The organism is Paracoccus sulfuroxidans, from assembly GCF_007830335.1.
Taxonomy (GTDB): domain Bacteria; phylum Pseudomonadota; class Alphaproteobacteria; order Rhodobacterales; family Rhodobacteraceae; genus Paracoccus; species Paracoccus sulfuroxidans.
The window spans coordinates 75459-90237 of record NZ_VLKU01000010.1 but is presented as its reverse complement, the minus strand read 5'-3'; the positions used below and the strand labels follow the sequence as shown (position 1 = coordinate 90237).

At 63.5% G+C, this 14779-nt stretch carries 12 protein-coding genes; 10 read left to right on the top strand and 2 right to left on the bottom strand.

Annotated elements, in window-relative coordinates; translation table 11 throughout:
- Window positions 1-3: 3 nt before the first annotated feature.
- Entirely contained in the window at window positions 4-1704 is a 1701-nt protein-coding gene (locus IQ24_RS15580) for an AMP-binding protein (protein WP_145399210.1), read from the bottom strand.
- A gap of 308 nt (window positions 1705-2012) precedes the next feature.
- Here IQ24_RS15580 and IQ24_RS15575 point away from each other — a divergent pair, with 308 nt between their 5' ends.
- The 7 genes from IQ24_RS15575 (at window position 2013) to argE (ending at window position 9349) form a co-directional block, all read left to right on the top strand.
- On the top strand, window positions 2013-3038 hold the full coding sequence (locus IQ24_RS15575) for an Ldh family oxidoreductase (RefSeq protein ID WP_145399209.1): 1026 nt from the start codon (window positions 2013-2015) through the stop codon (window positions 3036-3038).
- A 47-nt stretch (window positions 3039-3085) separates the two neighbouring features.
- Window positions 3086-3268, top strand: a complete 183-nt coding sequence (locus IQ24_RS20280; protein WP_199756604.1) for a hypothetical protein — start codon at window positions 3086-3088, stop codon at window positions 3266-3268.
- A complete protein-coding gene (locus tag IQ24_RS15570) occupies window positions 3265-4671 on the top strand; it encodes an ABC transporter substrate-binding protein (RefSeq protein ID WP_199756603.1) in 1407 nt (468 codons plus the stop codon). Before IQ24_RS20280 ends, IQ24_RS15570 begins: the two co-directional genes overlap by 4 nt.
- Before the next feature lie 58 nt (window positions 4672-4729).
- On the top strand, window positions 4730-5671 hold the full coding sequence (locus IQ24_RS15565) for an ABC transporter permease (protein ID WP_145399208.1): 942 nt from the start codon (window positions 4730-4732) through the stop codon (window positions 5669-5671).
- A gap of 71 nt (window positions 5672-5742) precedes the next feature.
- The gene (locus tag IQ24_RS15560) at window positions 5743-6546 is read left to right on the top strand and encodes an ABC transporter permease (protein ID WP_422386284.1); all 804 of its coding nucleotides are present in this window, start codon (window positions 5743-5745) and stop codon (window positions 6544-6546) included.
- 3 nt (window positions 6547-6549) lie between these two features.
- On the top strand, window positions 6550-8220 hold the full coding sequence (locus tag IQ24_RS15555; protein WP_145399206.1) for an ABC transporter ATP-binding protein: 1671 nt from the start codon (window positions 6550-6552) through the stop codon (window positions 8218-8220).
- Window positions 8210-9349 (top strand): acetylornithine deacetylase, encoded by a 1140-nt coding sequence (argE, locus tag IQ24_RS15550; RefSeq protein ID WP_145399205.1) that lies wholly within the window; start codon window positions 8210-8212, stop codon window positions 9347-9349. The genes IQ24_RS15555 and argE overlap by 11 nt, the downstream gene beginning before the upstream one ends.
- 182 nt (window positions 9350-9531) lie before the next feature.
- Here the strand turns inward: argE and IQ24_RS15545 are convergent, their stop codons facing one another.
- Window positions 9532-9954, bottom strand: coding sequence for a cupin domain-containing protein (locus IQ24_RS15545; protein WP_145399204.1), 423 nt, complete (start codon window positions 9952-9954; stop codon window positions 9532-9534).
- A gap of 161 nt (window positions 9955-10115) precedes the next feature.
- On the opposite strand from IQ24_RS15545, the gene IQ24_RS15540 reads away from it, so the two are divergent.
- The 3 genes from IQ24_RS15540 (at window position 10116) to IQ24_RS15530 (ending at window position 14763) form a co-directional block, all read left to right on the top strand.
- Window positions 10116-10973: an AraC family transcriptional regulator gene (locus tag IQ24_RS15540; protein WP_158637547.1), complete on the top strand. Its 858-nt coding sequence runs from the start codon at window positions 10116-10118 to the stop codon at window positions 10971-10973.
- A gap of 107 nt (window positions 10974-11080) precedes the next feature.
- Entirely contained in the window at window positions 11081-11761 is a 681-nt protein-coding gene (locus IQ24_RS15535) for a hypothetical protein (RefSeq protein ID WP_145399202.1), read from the top strand.
- A 392-nt stretch (window positions 11762-12153) separates the two neighbouring features.
- Complete coding sequence (locus IQ24_RS15530) at window positions 12154-14763, top strand: hypothetical protein (protein ID WP_145399201.1); 2610 nt, start codon at window positions 12154-12156, stop codon at window positions 14761-14763.
- Window positions 14764-14779: the final 16 nt, after the last annotated feature.

Genomic DNA, 14779 nt, shown 5'->3' with positions numbered 1-14779 from the left:
TGCCTAGGCAGACGCGCCGCTGTCATTCGCCAGAATTTCGACCATCTGGTCGCGCATGACGAATTTCTGCGGCTTGCCGGTCACCGTCATCGGCAGGTCCGCGACGATGCGGAAATGGCGCGGGATCTTGAAATGCGCGATCTGGCCCTTGCAATGGTCGCGCAGTGCCTCGGGCGTCAGATCCTCGCCGTTGCGGGCCACGACCCATGCGCAGACCTCTTCGCCGAAGCGTTCATCGGGGATGCCGAAGACCTGCACGTCGCGGACCTTGGGGTGGCGGATCAGGAATTCCTCGATCTCGCGCGGATAGATGTTCTCGCCGCCGCGGATGATCATGTCCTTGACGCGGCCGACGATGGTGCAAAAGCCCTCTTCGTCCAGAACGCCGAGGTCGCCCGTCTGCATCCAGCCGTCCAGAACGGCGCGCTCGGTTGCGGGTTGGTCGCCCCAATAGCCGGACATGACGGAATAGCCCTTGGTCCAGATCTCGCCCTTTTCACCGATGGGAACGGTTTTGCCATGGCCATCGACGATCCGCACCTCAAGATGCGGGTGGATGCGGCCGACTGTCTCGCAGCGCTTTTCGGTAGGGTCGTCGGTGAAGCTTTGGAAGGACACGGGCGAGGTTTCGGTCATGCCGTAGCAGATCGTCACCTCTTTCATGTTCATGTCCTTGTTGACGCGCTTCATGACTTCGATGGGGCAAAGCGCGCCGGCCATGATGCCCGTCCGCAGGCTGGAAAGATCGCGATGCGCGGTGTCGAGCTCCTGCAGCATGGCGACGAACATGGTGGGCACGCCGTAAAGCGCGGTCGCCCGCTCGGTCGCCACGGCGTCGAGCGTCTGCGCCGGGTCAAAAGCCTCGCCCGGGAAGATCATCGTCGCGCCCTTGCTGACCGCGCCAAGCACCCCCATCACCATGCCGAAGCAGTGGTAAAGCGGCACCGGGATCACCATGCGGTCCTGCGCGGTCAGGTTGATCCGGTCAGTGACGAAGCTGCCATTGTTGACGATGTTCAGATGCGACAGCGTCGCGCCCTTGGGCTGGCCGGTGGTGCCCGAGGTGAACTGGATGTTGATCGGCTCCTCCGGGGTCAGGGTGACATCCTCCAGCTGCGCCAGCAATTCGGGCGTCGCCAGACCGGCGAGATCAGCAAAGGGGATCATGCCGGGGCCGGGATCGGCCTCCATCATCACGACATGGTTGAGGTCGGGAAAGCGGGGGCTTGGCTTGCCCTCGGCCAGGTCGGGCATCAGCTCACGCAGCATGCCCTTGTAATCCGAGCTTTTGAACTTGCTGGCGGCGACCAGCACGCTGCAGCCGACCTTGTTCAGCGCATATTCCAGCTCTGACAGGCGATAAGCTGGGTTGATATTGACCAGAATCGAGCCGATCCGCGCGGTCGCGAACTGCGTCAGGACCCATTCCAGACGGTTCGGAGACCAGATGCCGACGCGATCGCCCTTCTTGACGCCAAGCGACAGCAAGCCCGCCGCGATCCGGTCGACGGTCTTGGCGAATTCAACGTAGCTGAGCCGGTCGCCGCTTTCACGAAAGATCAGCGCATCATTGCTCCCATGCGCGGCGACCGCCTCGGCCAGCAGTTGCGGGATCGTTGCGTGCTTCAGCGGGGCATCTTGCGGGCCCCTCACATGCGAAAGCCCGTTTTCCGGCGCGGCTGATCGGGAAGGCGGAAGCGTCATGTCGTCTCCTGTCTGGCTGCCGGAGGAAGCCGTCACTGGTTAAAGCCCTTAAGCAATTTTCCGGCCCAACCTATGCCCCGTCGACGGGCATTTCTATACATTCCCGGCCTATTGGCGGGACTACGCCATATTATCGGGGGACGCGGCGGGTTGGTCACCACCGGCCAGCCGCTGCCATCTGTCCATCTCTCGACAAACCTTGTCCTGTTCCTTGTGCCTCCGCTCGGCCACTTTCCGTTGAAAGGAAGGCCAGACGCCAATGTCGCTTCCAGGAATGTCACCTCGAAAAGAGTTGGAAGGCCGATTTCATGGATGTCTCTGTCAATGCTGATGAGCCGATGCATACCCTGACGCTGGAGGATATGGCGGCGCTTTGCGTTCGGGCGCTCAGCAAGGCCGGGGCCACGCAAACAGTTGCCGAAGCGGTGGCCCGCTCGATCACGCATGCCGAGCGGGACGGTTCGACCTCGCATGGCTTCTTCCGGCTGTCGGGTTTCATCGCGTCGCTGCAAAGCGGCAAGGTCAGCGGCCATGCCGTGCCGCGCCTTTCGCGTCTTGGAACGTCGGTTCTGCTGTGCGATGCGCAAAACGCACCCGCGCCCCATGCGCTGGAACTGGCCATCCCTGAGCTGATCGAGATCACCCGGGAATGCGGAGTTGCGGCCCTGGTGATGCGCAACTCGGCGCATTTTGCCGCGCTCTGGCCCGAGGTCGAGATGCTGGCCGATGCGGGTCTGGTCGCTCTCGCCTGCACGACCTACCTGCCCGCGGTGGTGCCCTTCGGTGCCAGGGAAAAGCTCTTTGGCACCAATCCCCTGGCCTTTGCCTGGCCGCGCGCGGGCAAGGCGCCGATGGTCTTTGATATGGCAACCTCGGCGCGCGCCCTGGGCGATGTCCAGATCGCAGCGCGCGAGGGGCATCGGCTTGAGCCCGGCGTCGGGCTGACGGCGGCAGGCGATCCGACCTGCGATCCGAATGAGGTGCTGGCGGGCTGCCTTTTGCCCTTCGGCGGCTACAAGGGGGCCGCGCTGTCCCTGATGATCGAGCTGATTGCAGGGGCGCTTCTGGGTCAGAAAACCAGCGCCTCGACGGCCGAGAGCGACAATCGCGACGGCGGCCCGCCCCCTCGGGGTGAGTTGATCCTGGCATTCGACCCCGAGATCCTTTCGGGCGGCGAATGGCAGGCCGAGGCCGAGCGGCTGTTTGGCCGCCTTGAAAACCAGCCGGGCCTGCGACTGCCCGGCGCCCGACGCCACCAGAACCGCGCCAGCGTGACTGAGGTGCGCGTCGATCCGGCACTGCTTGGCGCAATCCGGGCCTACTGCGAGAGCTGAAGCCGCCACCAAATCCAAAGAACACAACCACATCAGGGAGGATGGGGATGCAACGACTATTGTCTGTCGCGATCGCGGCAGGTCTGTGGGGGACGACCGGTTTTGCCGAGGTCACCGTCAATTCGGTCATGCAATCGGGCCTGCGCATTCTGGACCCGGTCATCACCACGACCTTCATCACGCGCTATCATGGCTTCATGATCTATGACACGTTATCTATGACACGTTGATCGCGCAGGATGCGGCGCTTCAGCCGCGTCCGCAGATGGCCGACTGGACGGTTTCCGAGGATGGCCGCGTCTACACCTTCCACCTGCGCGACGGCTTGAAGTTTCATGACGGGGCCGAGGTCACATCGGCAGATGTGGTGGCCTCGATCCGGCGGTGGGCGCAGAAGGACGCGGGCGGTCAGGTGATCTTCGAGCGGACCGAGACGCTGGATGCCCCGGACGCGCGCACGATCGTCTGGACCCTGCAGCGGCCCATGCCCTCGATGCTGGCGATCCTGTCAAAGCAATCCTCGCTGCCGCTGTTCATCATGCCCGCACGGGTGGCGGCCACGCCCGCCGATGAGGCGATCACGGATTACACCGGTTCGGGGCCGTTCCGGCTGGTCACCTCGGAATTCCAGCCCGGCGTCAGCGTCACCTATGAGAAATTCGCCGATTACGTGCCACGGCCCGAGCCCGCCGATGGGCTGGCCGGGGGCAAGGTCGTCCATGTGGACCGGGTCAAATGGATCAATATGCCGGATATCCAGACGGCGGTCGGCGCGATCTCCAGCGGCGAGATCGACTATATCGACTATATCGAACAGATGCCCGTCGATCTTCTGCCTCTGGTCGAAGGCGATCCGAATATCATCGTCGAAAACCGTGCCAATTCCGAGATGCAGACCATGGCGCGGATGAACTTCACCCATCCGCCCTTCGACAACCCGCAAATCCGCAAGGCCGCGCTTGCGGCGGTCTCTCAGGCTCCGGTCCTTGCGGCCATCGTCGGGGACCAGCGCTATTACCGGACCTGCGGGGCGGTGCTTGGCTGCAATACGACCTATGGCAGCGAAGACGACAGCGCCAGCCTGACCGAGGGCAATGGGCTGCAATACGCCAAGGATTTGCTGAAAGAGGCGGGCTATGACGGGACACCCGTCGTCTTTCTGGCCCCGACCGACAATGCGTCCCTGGCGACCCAGCCGGTGACGGTCGCGCAGATGCTGCGCAATGCGGGCTTCACAGTCGAATTGCAGTCGATGGACTGGCAGACGCTGGTCTCGCGTCGGGCCAGTCAGGCCGCGCCAGCCGATGGCGGCTGGAACATGTTCGTCACCAACTGGATGGTCATCGACATCGCCAACCCGATCACCAATGCCATGCTGAACGGCAATGGCAATGATGCCTGGTTCGGCTGGCCCGACGATGAGGTGATCGAGGCGCTCAAGGCGAATTTCACCGATACGGAAGCCGTTGAGGATCGGCAGAAGATCGGGGCGCAGATCCAAAGCCATGCCATCGACAATGTGCTGGAAGTTCCCTTGGGCCAGTACACGTTGCCGCAGGCACGTCGTGCCACGATCACCGATATGATCGACGCCCCGACGCCGGTGTTCTGGAACCTGAACAAGGCCGAATAGCCTGATCGAGCAGGGGTGCTTGGTGCCCTTGCTTCGCCCAACCTGCAAGGAAATCCCGATGTCTGGATATATGTTGAGGCGCGCGCTGGCGACGCTGCCGGTGATGACGCTTGTCGCGCTGTTCGTCTTTCTGCTGCTTCGCCTTTCCCCCGGTGATCCGGCTGCGATCATCGCGGGGGATATGGCGACGCCCGCCCAGCCTGAGCAGATCCGAGAGCTGATGGGGCTCAACCAGCCGCTTTACCTGCAATTCTTTATCTGGCTGGGCGATCTGCTGCGCGGAGATCTGGGCGTCTCGCTGATCTCGCACACTCCGGTTGCCGGCATGATTGCCGACCGCATCGGGCCGACGCTGTCGATTGCGCTGCTGACCATGTTGATCTCGGTCACGGTGGCCATCCCGATGGGCATTCTGGCAGCATGGCGGCACCGGAAACTGGTCGATCATCTGGTCATGACCTTTTCGGTGCTTGGCTTCTCGGTCCCGGTTTTCGTCACCGGCTATGTCTTCGTGCTGGTCTTTTCACTGAAGCTTGGCTGGTTTCCGGTTCAGGGCTTCACGCCGATCAGCGCGGGGCTGTGGTCGTTTCTGAAAACCGCGCTTCTGCCCGCCCTGACGCTGACGACCATCTATGTGGCGCTGATCGCCCGAATGACGCGGGCCAATATGCTGGATGTGCTGGGAGAGGATTACATCCGCACCGCCCGCGCCAAGGGCGGATCAGAGATGCGGGTGCTGTTCCGCCATGCGCTGAAGAACGCCGCTGTGCCCATCCTGACCGTCATCGGCACCGGATTTGCGCTGTTGATCGGCGGCGTGGTCGTTACCGAGACGGTGTTCAACATCCCCGGCATCGGTCGCCTGACCGTCGATGCGATCCTGGCCCGGGACTATCCGGTCATTCAGGCGGTGATCCTGCTGACCAGCTTTCTCTACGTCCTGATCAACCTGATCATCGACCTGAGCTACAGCCTCTTTGATCCGAGGATACGTTACTGATGACAGAGATCCTGAAAACTCTGGTGGAGGCCGCACCGCCGGGCCGCACCCGCCGTATTCCGCAGATGGGCATGACGGCGAAGATCGCGCTGACGATCCTGATGGTGATCGTGATCCTGACCGTGATCGCGCCCTGGATCGTGCCGCATGACCCTTTGCAGATGGACCCGCTTGCGAGGCTGAAAGGGCCGAGCCTTGACCATCTGTTGGGCACCGACAATTTCGGCCGTGATCTGCTGAGCCGGATCATGATCGGCGGACGTCTGTCGCTGATGATCGGGGTGGCGACGGCCTGTGTCTCGGTCGGGCTGGGGCTGATCCTCGGGCTGGTTGCGGGGTTCTTTCGGCGGGCAGATGCCGTTATCATGCGGCTGATGGATGCGCTGATGGCGATCCCCTCGATCCTTCTGGCCATCGCGCTGGTCGCGCTGAATGGCGCCTCGGTCGGATCGGTGATTGCGGCGATCACACTGCCCGAGATCCCCCGCGTGGTGCGGGTCGTCCGCGCCGTGATCCTCAGTGCGCGCGAGGAGCCCTATGTCGAGGCGGCGATCTCGCTGGGATCGCGCACGCCCCTGATCCTCTTTCGCCACCTTCTGCCCAACACGCTGGCACCGCTGATCGTGCAGGGCACCTACATCCTCGCCTCGGCGATCCTGGCCGAGGCCGTCCTGTCCTTTCTGGGCGCAGGCGTCAGCACCGAGACCCCGACCTGGGGCAATATTATGGCCGAGGGGCGGATGTTCTTCCGTATCAAGCCGGAACTCATCCTGTTTCCGGGGCTGGTGCTGTCGCTTTGCATTCTGTCGGTCAACCTTCTTGGCGATGCCGCCCGCGACATGCTGGACCCCCGGCTGCGCAAATCCGCGAGGTAAGTCATGCAGTTCAAATCACGTTCCTTCGACGCGGCCGAGATCGCCGTCGAGATCAAGGGGCTGGAAGTCGCAACCGCCGATGCGGCAGGTGTACGACCGGTCCTTCACGGCATCGACCTGCGGATCCGGAAAGGGGAAACCGTCTGTCTGGTCGGCGAATCCGGATCGGGCAAATCCGTCACCTCTCTGGCGGTGATGCAGCTTTTGCCCGCCTCGCTTTCCGTGGCTGCGGGCCAGATCAACCTGCAAGGACAGAACCTTCGCGCCCTTGCCCCCGGGCAGATGCGCGCCCTGCGCGCGGCCCGCGTAGCGATGATCTTTCAAGAGCCGATGACCGCGCTCAATCCGGTGCTTCGCGTGGGCGACCAGATCGCCGAGGTGCTAGCGATCCACACCGCGCTTTCGGCCAGCCAGCGTCGTAGGCGTGTGCTCTCGATCCTCGAACAGGTCCATCTGCCCGATGTCGAGCGCATCTCACGCAGCTATCCCCACCAGCTTTCCGGCGGTCAGCGACAGCGCATCATGATTGCCATGGCGCTGGTTCTGGAGCCCGTTCTGCTGATCGCCGATGAGCCGACGACCGCGCTGGATGTCACGACGCAGAAGCAGATCCTGTCGCTGATCGATGAACTGCAGCAGAAATACGGCACCGCCGTCCTGTTCATCACCCATGACATGGGCGTCGTCGCCGAGATTGCCGATACCGTCCATGTCATGCGCCACGGCCAGATGGTCGAGCATGGGGCCGTGCGCCCGCTGCTGAGCGCCCCTCGGCAGGACTATACCCGTCACCTGCTGGCGGCCGTGCCCAGTCTTGCCCCGCGCCCGGCAAGATCGGCCAGCGAAAATATCGTCCTGCGCGTCGAGGGGCTCAGCAAAAGCTACGGCCGCACGGGTGACCGGCGCACCTATGCGGTGAAGGACGTCGGCTTCACCCTGTCTCGCGGTCGTACTGTGGGGATCGTGGGCGAATCCGGTTCGGGGAAGTCCACGCTTGCCCGCTGCATCATGCGCCTGATCGCGCCCAGCGCGGGCCAGATCGACCTGATGGGGACGGATATCGCCACGCTTTCGCCAAAGGCCTTCAGACCCCATCGCCGAAAGCTGCAGGTGGTGTTTCAGGACCCGATGCGGTCCCTGAACCCGCGCTGGACGATCGGGGATTGCCTCGTCGAAGGTCCGGTCAATTACGGCAGCTCGCGCGGGGACGCCTTGAAAGAGGCTGCCCGGATGATCGAGATCGTGGGGCTGCCCCGCGATGCGCTGAACCGCTATCCGCATATGTTCTCGGGCGGGCAGCGTCAGAGGATCGCGATTGCCCGCGCCGTGATGATGAAGCCCGATGTGCTGATCGCAGATGAGGCGGTTTCGGCGCTGGATGTCTCGGTTCAGGCGCAGGTGCTGCAGCTGTTTGACGATCTGCAGGCGGAACTGGGGCTTGGCATTCTGTTCATCACCCATGACCTGCGGGTCGCCGCGCAGATCTGCGATGAGGTGCTGGTGATGAAGCAAGGCGAGGCCGTCGAGTATGGCGCGGCGGCCAAAGTGCTGGGCGCGCCCGAGCACGCCTATACCCGCGCGCTGATCGAGGCCGCACCGGGGCGAGGCTGGGATTTCCGGAATTTCCGTCCGCTGCCCCTGCGCCTGCAAGCGGGAGGCGCAGATGACCAGTGAGACCGTCGCGCTTCTTGAACGGCTGGTCGGCTTTCCATCGATCTCGCGGGACAGCAACCTGCCGCTAGTCGGCTTTCTTGAAAGCCACCTGGCCGGGCTTGGCATTGCCTCGACCCGGGTGCCCAGCCCCTGCGGCGAAAAGGCCAGCCTCTATGCCAGTATCGGCCCCGGGGTTCCGGGCGGTGTCATCCTCTCGGGCCATACCGATGTGGTGCCGGTCGAGGGGCAAGACTGGCACTCTGACCCATGGCGTCTGACGCATCGCGACGGGCGGCTGATCGGCCGGGGCACCTGCGACATGAAGGGCTTTCTGGCCGTGGTTCTGGGGTTGCTGCCCCGGATGATCGGGGCGGGGCTGAAGCGTCCCATCCATCTGGCGCTGTCACATGATGAGGAACTGGGCTGCGCCGGGGCCGAGGCGCTGGTTCGCGCGATGATGCTGGCGCTGCCTCCGGTTGCCGGGGTCATCGTGGGCGAACCGACGATGACGCGCGTGGTGACGGCCCATAAGGGAATGCTGGGCTTTCGCACCGTCCTGCGCGGCCATCCCACCCATTCCTCGCTGATCAATCGCGGCGTTTCTGCGGTGATGAGCGCGGCCGAGCTGATCGCCTGGCACAACCGCCAGAACGAGGGGAACGCCCTTCACGCTGCCACGCATGCGGGCGGCTTTGACGTCCCCTTCACCTCGCTGCATGTCGGCATGATCGAGGGGGGCAATGCGATCAACACCACCGCCCATCATTGCGCCTTCACCTCGGAAATCCGTCCGCTTCCGGGCGAGGATGAGTTCTGGCGCGCCGCCTATCTGGCCAAGGCGACCGAGATATCGGACCGGATGCGGCGTCAGCATCGGGACTGCCAGGTCGAAGTCACGCAATTCATCGACGTGCCTTCGCTTTCACCGGCGATCCCGAACTTTCCCGGACTGGTGCTGGACCTTTCAAAGACCGAGGCCGTTTCCTATGCGACCGAAGCCGGGTTCTTTCAGCGCGCCGGGCTTGCGACCATCGTTTGCGGCCCGGGCTCGATCGCGCAGGCGCATCAGCCCAATGAGTTCATCACCGTCGAAGAGCTGCAGCGGGGCGAAAGGTTCATCGCGGATGTGATCCGGGCGCAGACCCTCTGACCCGCAGAGCGATTTTTGCGCGTCATGGACGTTGAGCAAGGCCCGCCGCTATGCAAGATCACAGCATGGGTCCTTGCCATTCCCTTGTCCTTTGCAGGCCGCCGCGACAGCTTGCCCGCGCGGATGGTGCGGAATGGCGGAAAAACGGGGGCGCCCGAAGGCTCCCCCGCCTGCCACTACGCCTAATGCGCCGCGTCGATCACATTCGGGCCCGGCCCGTCGACGGCTTCCACCGTCTCGCCCGCGCCCAGACGGACCACGGCGAAATTGCAGGCCCCGTCGGTCGACAGCGCCTGTGCGCGATGGATGACGCCGCGCCGGAAAAAGGCGAAGTCGCCGGGTTTGAGCGTGAAGCTTTTTTCCCCCTCGACGCCCCAGTCCACGCGGATTTCCCCGTTCAGCATATACATGATGCTGTCGTGGTCCTTGTGGTGATGCCACTGGCTGGGCGCGTCGATGGCGGTGATCGTCGTCACCCCAGTCCAGATCCCCTCGGCCTCATAGGCCGTCTGACGGGGCTGACCGGGGGTGTGCGGACCGTCGATCATATCCTCTTTGCGGACATAGATGATGTCTTCGGTGAAGGTGAAAATGCTGTCGGACATCTTTCTCTCGCTCTTCTGCAATGCCTTGCGATTTCGATAGATCCAAGGAAACCTTGGAGGGAGGCAGGCCACGATTCAGCTTCCAGTGTCCTTTGCAACCGAAGGCTCAGCGGGCCATGAAAAAGCCTAGATCCCCCCTTCCAGCATCAACAGGACAACTCATGTCGTCAGACGGACAGCGCACGATTGATCAGGTGGAGGCGACAGAAACGGCGCTTGCGGGGTTTGCGCAAGCTTTGGCTCCGGGGCATCGCACGGGACGTCATACCCATGCCCGGGCGCATCTTCTTCATGTGGTGGATGGCTTCATGCGGGTCGAACTGGGCTCGCAAACCTATTTCGTGCTGCCGAACACCGCCCTATTTCTTCCTGCGGGTCTGGAGCATGAGATCATCTTCAGCCGCGCGGCGCTTCTCAACAGCCTGTTCCTGCGCGAAAGCACGATTGCCGGAATGCCCGAGGGGCCCCGCGTCATCGGCGTGTCGCCCCTGATGCGGGAGCTGATCGCAGAATGCACCACCCTGCCACTGGATGGCGAGAGGACACCACGGAGCGAGTGGATCACCGCGCTGATCCTGCATGAATTTGCACATGCCGGGCAAAGGGAGTTTTCGTTGCGCTTGCCGGTGGATCAGCGGGTGGAAAATCTGGTCCAGCAGGTGCTCGCACAGCCCTCGGTGGACATGGAGCTCGAAAGCTGCGCCGAGATCGCCCATCTCTCCAGCCGCACCCTGACGCGGATTTTCCAGCGCGAGACGGGAATGAGTTTCGCGCAATGGCGCCAGCAGATCCGCCTGATCTGTTCGCTCAATGCGCTGGCCGAAGGGGTGTCGCCGAAAGTCGTCGCCGCGCTTGGCTGCTTTGCCAGCGTTTCCGCCTTCGGCGTCGCCTTCAAGCGCACCTTTGGCTTCACGCCCCGGGAGGCGCAGGGGATGTTCCACTTCGGGCAGGCCTGCCGCTCGGTCGTCCCTACGGTCAGCATCGAGACCACCGATGGCGATGACGGGGAAGCCCCCTGAACCCGGCGCAGGGCGCAAACTCACGGTCTCTGACGTTCCGGTGACAGGGGCGAACCCCTTCGTTCAGCCGCGCGTTGCCTCGTCAGACAACTACTGGAGATTGCACAATGCTTGCTAAAGGGATCCTGACGGCGGCTCTGCTGACAGCCAGCTCGGTCGGCCATGTCTACGCCCAATCGACCGAGGTCGTGACCGGGAATGGCCAGACGGCGGTCGTGCCGGAAGCTGCGACGGCAGAAAAAGGCGTCTCTCCGATTGCGACCGAGGTCGTGTCCGAGTACCCGGCATTCAACCAGACCATGAACAACGATGCCATCTCAAGCACGCTGCTGGGGCAGGGCTTCAAGGATATCCATATCCTGCGCGAAGGCTCGCTGATGACGGTCACGGGTACCAAGGACGGACAGGATATCAACCTTGTCTACAATCTGGTGGAAGGTCGTCTGATCAAGGTGAATGGTGAGCGTATCCTGAGCGAAGCCGAAAAGGCGCAGCTTGGCAGTGAAGATCAGGCCACCGTGGGGCAAGCCTCCAGCGATCCCTCGACGGATGCTGGCGACGATGAGACTGACGGCAGCGGCACGGATGCAGGTGATACCGGCACGGATGGATCTGGCGCGAGTGACGGATCGTCGACAGACGGCGGGGACACGGGTGACGGCGACTCCGGTGGTGGCGATTCCGGGTCGGATTCAGACGGCAGCGGTTCTGATGGTGGCGGTGATTCCGACGGCGGTTCCGAGGGTTCGGACGGCGGCGGATCGGGTTCCGACGGGGCCAACGGCTAAGCCGTCACAGTTTTGCTAGAAGGTGGCCGGGACGTTCAGTTCCGGCCACCTTTACTAGGGAAAGGGCGATGCGACATACTGGGTGAAATCGCAGCTCTCGGTCACCTCTGCCCAGCCGGGTTCGTCCAGAAGGACCATCGGACCCGGCGTGTTGCAACGCCGCACGGCTCGCTGCGGATCACGCAGACTGCCACGAACGGCATAGCCCTGTCATAGCAAGCTCGAGGCAACATGGCTGCTCAGGAAGACTGATCTCGATGCTGGATCTTCGGGATTGATATTGCGCAGAATCTCATCCGAACCAATTCCTTACACACCAAGGGTCGTTGACCGATCAGGACGCGCCGGTTAGCAAAACCCGAAGAACAGGTTTCGTCAGGGGTGAGTGGGTGTTGTCAGTTCTTTTGCGCCGTGCCGCCCCTTTGCTTTTCGCCGCGATCATCGGGCAAGCGGCCAGTGCTGACACGCTGCCACCCTACCAGACGCTGGCTGAGCGACAGGTTTGCAATGCAGGACAGATCCTGTCCGAACCCGGCGGCGCAGTGCTGCGGCAGGAGGCTTCCGGCACCAAGGTCAGCATCACTGATCTGGTTTCTGGCAAGGACGGCAGGCTTTACTACCGGCTAGCCGGGGCCGATCGGGCCTTTGTGGCGACAGGCGACGCGCCGCATTTTTGCGGATTTGTCGGGGAACGGCAGGCGGAACTGCGACGGTTCCGTGCCCTGCCCAACGCCTGCCACCTGATCGCCGCCTCGCGCAAGACACTGGACGAGGTGAACAGCTTCGCGGCCCAGAACCCCGACTTCCTGACCGGCATGGCTGTCTTTCGGGCGGAGAACGGTTGGCTGGCGATCTCGCTTGGGCAGGTCACTCTGGCCGCCGCGCCCTCGATCCTTGCCAATTCGGAGAACATCCCGGCGGATGCCTATTGCTCGGACGGGGCAGGCTATGTCGCCATGATGGACCTGCAGAACGGCCAGTTCGTCGAGCCGGACGGGACCTCGCTTCGGGGGGCCTGCCTGGGCGGCAATGCCTCTGCCTGCAGGGACGAGGCCGGGGCGATTGCGGGAAGGCCTGAGCTTGCGGATGGCGACTACGCGGACCTGTGGCGCTTGCGGCTGATCGGTTGCGGGGCCGGGGATGTCCTTGCCTGCGACGCGGCGCTCAACGTTCCCACCCGCATCGCGGCCCATCCCTTGGTGACGACATGGCCGGCCGGAGCGGGTCAGTTTTCGTCCCCCAAGATTGAACTGGCGCGGATCGGCTGCGATGCCGGGCTGCTGACCAGTTGTCAGATCCTTGCCGATAGCGAGCTGGTCAGCATCAGCGGCGATCCGGGCAAATACCTCAGCGCGCTGCAGGCGCTGGCGGCGGGCTGCGTGGCCTCGCAGGACCAATATGCCTGCCGCGACATGTTCCGGTTGTTGCAGAAGCTCGAGAAGGCCATGAGTACGCCCGCCAGTGCCGATTTGCTGTTTCATCTGGCCGGGCTGCGCGCGCCGTCCTGCAGGGTGCCGACGACCCAGACCGACGAATCCTGCCTCGACCTGACCCTGACCTATGAGGCATTGCTGAGCCGTCCCGATATCACGCCCGATCAGGCCAGCGTCGCCCTCAGCTATCTGCAAAGCCGATGCAACGGCAATGACCCCGATGCCTGCGCCATCGCCAGCAGGCAGGCGGGGCATCTGGATGACGCCGCGCGCGACCGGGCGGCCGCGCAGGCCGTGGCCGCCTGTCAGGGGATCAGCGGCAATGCCACCTGCGCCAAGCTCGATCAGCATCTTGGCACCGCGCTGCCCGAAACGATGCGCCGCCGTCTGGCCGCGTTCGATGAGCTTGCGGCGGCATGTCGGGCCGGAAACACGCCCGAGGCCGCCAATTCCTGTTCCGAGGTTCTTGTCTATTTTGCGCGAGAGATCTCTGCGACCAAGATGGCACCGGTCGAGGCAACACTTCAGGCCGCCTGCACGCCTGAGATCCAGTCGGGCTGCAATATGCTGGCCTTCTTTTACGGCCCCTCGGACATGACGGGTGAGGATCTGTTCTTTCAGGGGCGCAACCAGCCTGAGAAAAGGCTGGCCGCATTGCGCACGGGTTGCCACCCGGGCGTGATGGGGTTGGCGAGTTGCAACCAGATGGGCGAGATGCTGGCCGAGGCGGGCGATCAGACCGGCGCGCAGGCCAGCTACCGCATGGCCTGTGACACGATCCGCGACGATCAGGGCAGGTCATGGGACGTCAAAGGCGATGGCGGCTGCTTCAACGCCGGGCTTCATGCGCTGCGCAAGCTGAACGACCGGGCCACGGCGAAGGCGGATTTCGACTATGTCTGCAAGAGCCCGCACGACAGCAACCGCCCCTATGCCTGCAAGCATCTTGCGCTGATGACCCCGGATAATGAGCCCGTGGCCCGGATGCGGCTGCTGGAACAGGGCTGCTATCCCGAGGGCGAGTTCATGGGGGATGGCGAGGCATGCCTCTATCTTGGCCGTATGCTGCTGGATCAGCGAGATGCACTTGTCTGGCAGGATGGCGCGCGTTTCCCCGAGATCAACCCTGATGCGGTTTCGGATGATCAAGGGCTGATCCTCACGGCAAACACGGCCTCGCAAGCTTTCTCGAGCGGTTGCCTCAACCGCTGGGATGCCGCCTGCGCGGCGAATGAGGCGCTGCTGAAGGACTGGGTCGCGGGGACCTATCCGCAGGAAGCCGCGACCTGTCAGATCCGCGATGCGGCGGGGGTTCTGCAGTCAGAGAAATCTTGCCGGATGATCGCCTATGTGGTGCCGGAGCGGGTCGAGTACGAGGCCGGGAACATGCATCCCGAACGCATGTTCCTGTGGCCGGACGGCGACCGGACCGTCGTGCGCGACAGCCACCCGGCGCTGTTGAACGGTCGGCCCTCCGCATTTTACGTCAGCGACGACGGTCTTTCGACCTGTCAGCGCAATCCCGAGACCGGCAACAGTTTCTGCATTCCCGGCACGCCAGAGGAATAGGGCGCCCGTGCCGGGA

What these genes read in the sequence shown, in the direction of transcription:
- IQ24_RS15580 (WP_145399210.1), bottom strand. Translation starts at nt 1,704, where the DNA reads ATGACGCTTCCGCCTTCCCGATCAGCCGCGCCGGAAAACGGGCTTTCG.
- IQ24_RS15575 (WP_145399209.1), top strand. Translation starts at nt 2,013, where the DNA reads ATGGATGTCTCTGTCAATGCTGATGAGCCGATGCATACCCTGACGCTG.
- IQ24_RS20280 (WP_199756604.1), top strand. Translation starts at nt 3,086, where the DNA reads ATGCAACGACTATTGTCTGTCGCGATCGCGGCAGGTCTGTGGGGGACG.
- IQ24_RS15565 (WP_145399208.1), top strand. Translation starts at nt 4,730, where the DNA reads ATGTCTGGATATATGTTGAGGCGCGCGCTGGCGACGCTGCCGGTGATG.
- IQ24_RS15560 (WP_422386284.1), top strand. Translation starts at nt 5,743, where the DNA reads ATGACGGCGAAGATCGCGCTGACGATCCTGATGGTGATCGTGATCCTG.
- IQ24_RS15555 (WP_145399206.1), top strand. Translation starts at nt 6,550, where the DNA reads ATGCAGTTCAAATCACGTTCCTTCGACGCGGCCGAGATCGCCGTCGAG.
- argE (WP_145399205.1), top strand. Translation starts at nt 8,210, where the DNA reads ATGACCAGTGAGACCGTCGCGCTTCTTGAACGGCTGGTCGGCTTTCCA.
- IQ24_RS15545 (WP_145399204.1), bottom strand. Translation starts at nt 9,954, where the DNA reads ATGTCCGACAGCATTTTCACCTTCACCGAAGACATCATCTATGTCCGC.
- IQ24_RS15540 (WP_158637547.1), top strand. Translation starts at nt 10,116, where the DNA reads ATGTCGTCAGACGGACAGCGCACGATTGATCAGGTGGAGGCGACAGAA.
- IQ24_RS15535 (WP_145399202.1), top strand. Translation starts at nt 11,081, where the DNA reads ATGCTTGCTAAAGGGATCCTGACGGCGGCTCTGCTGACAGCCAGCTCG.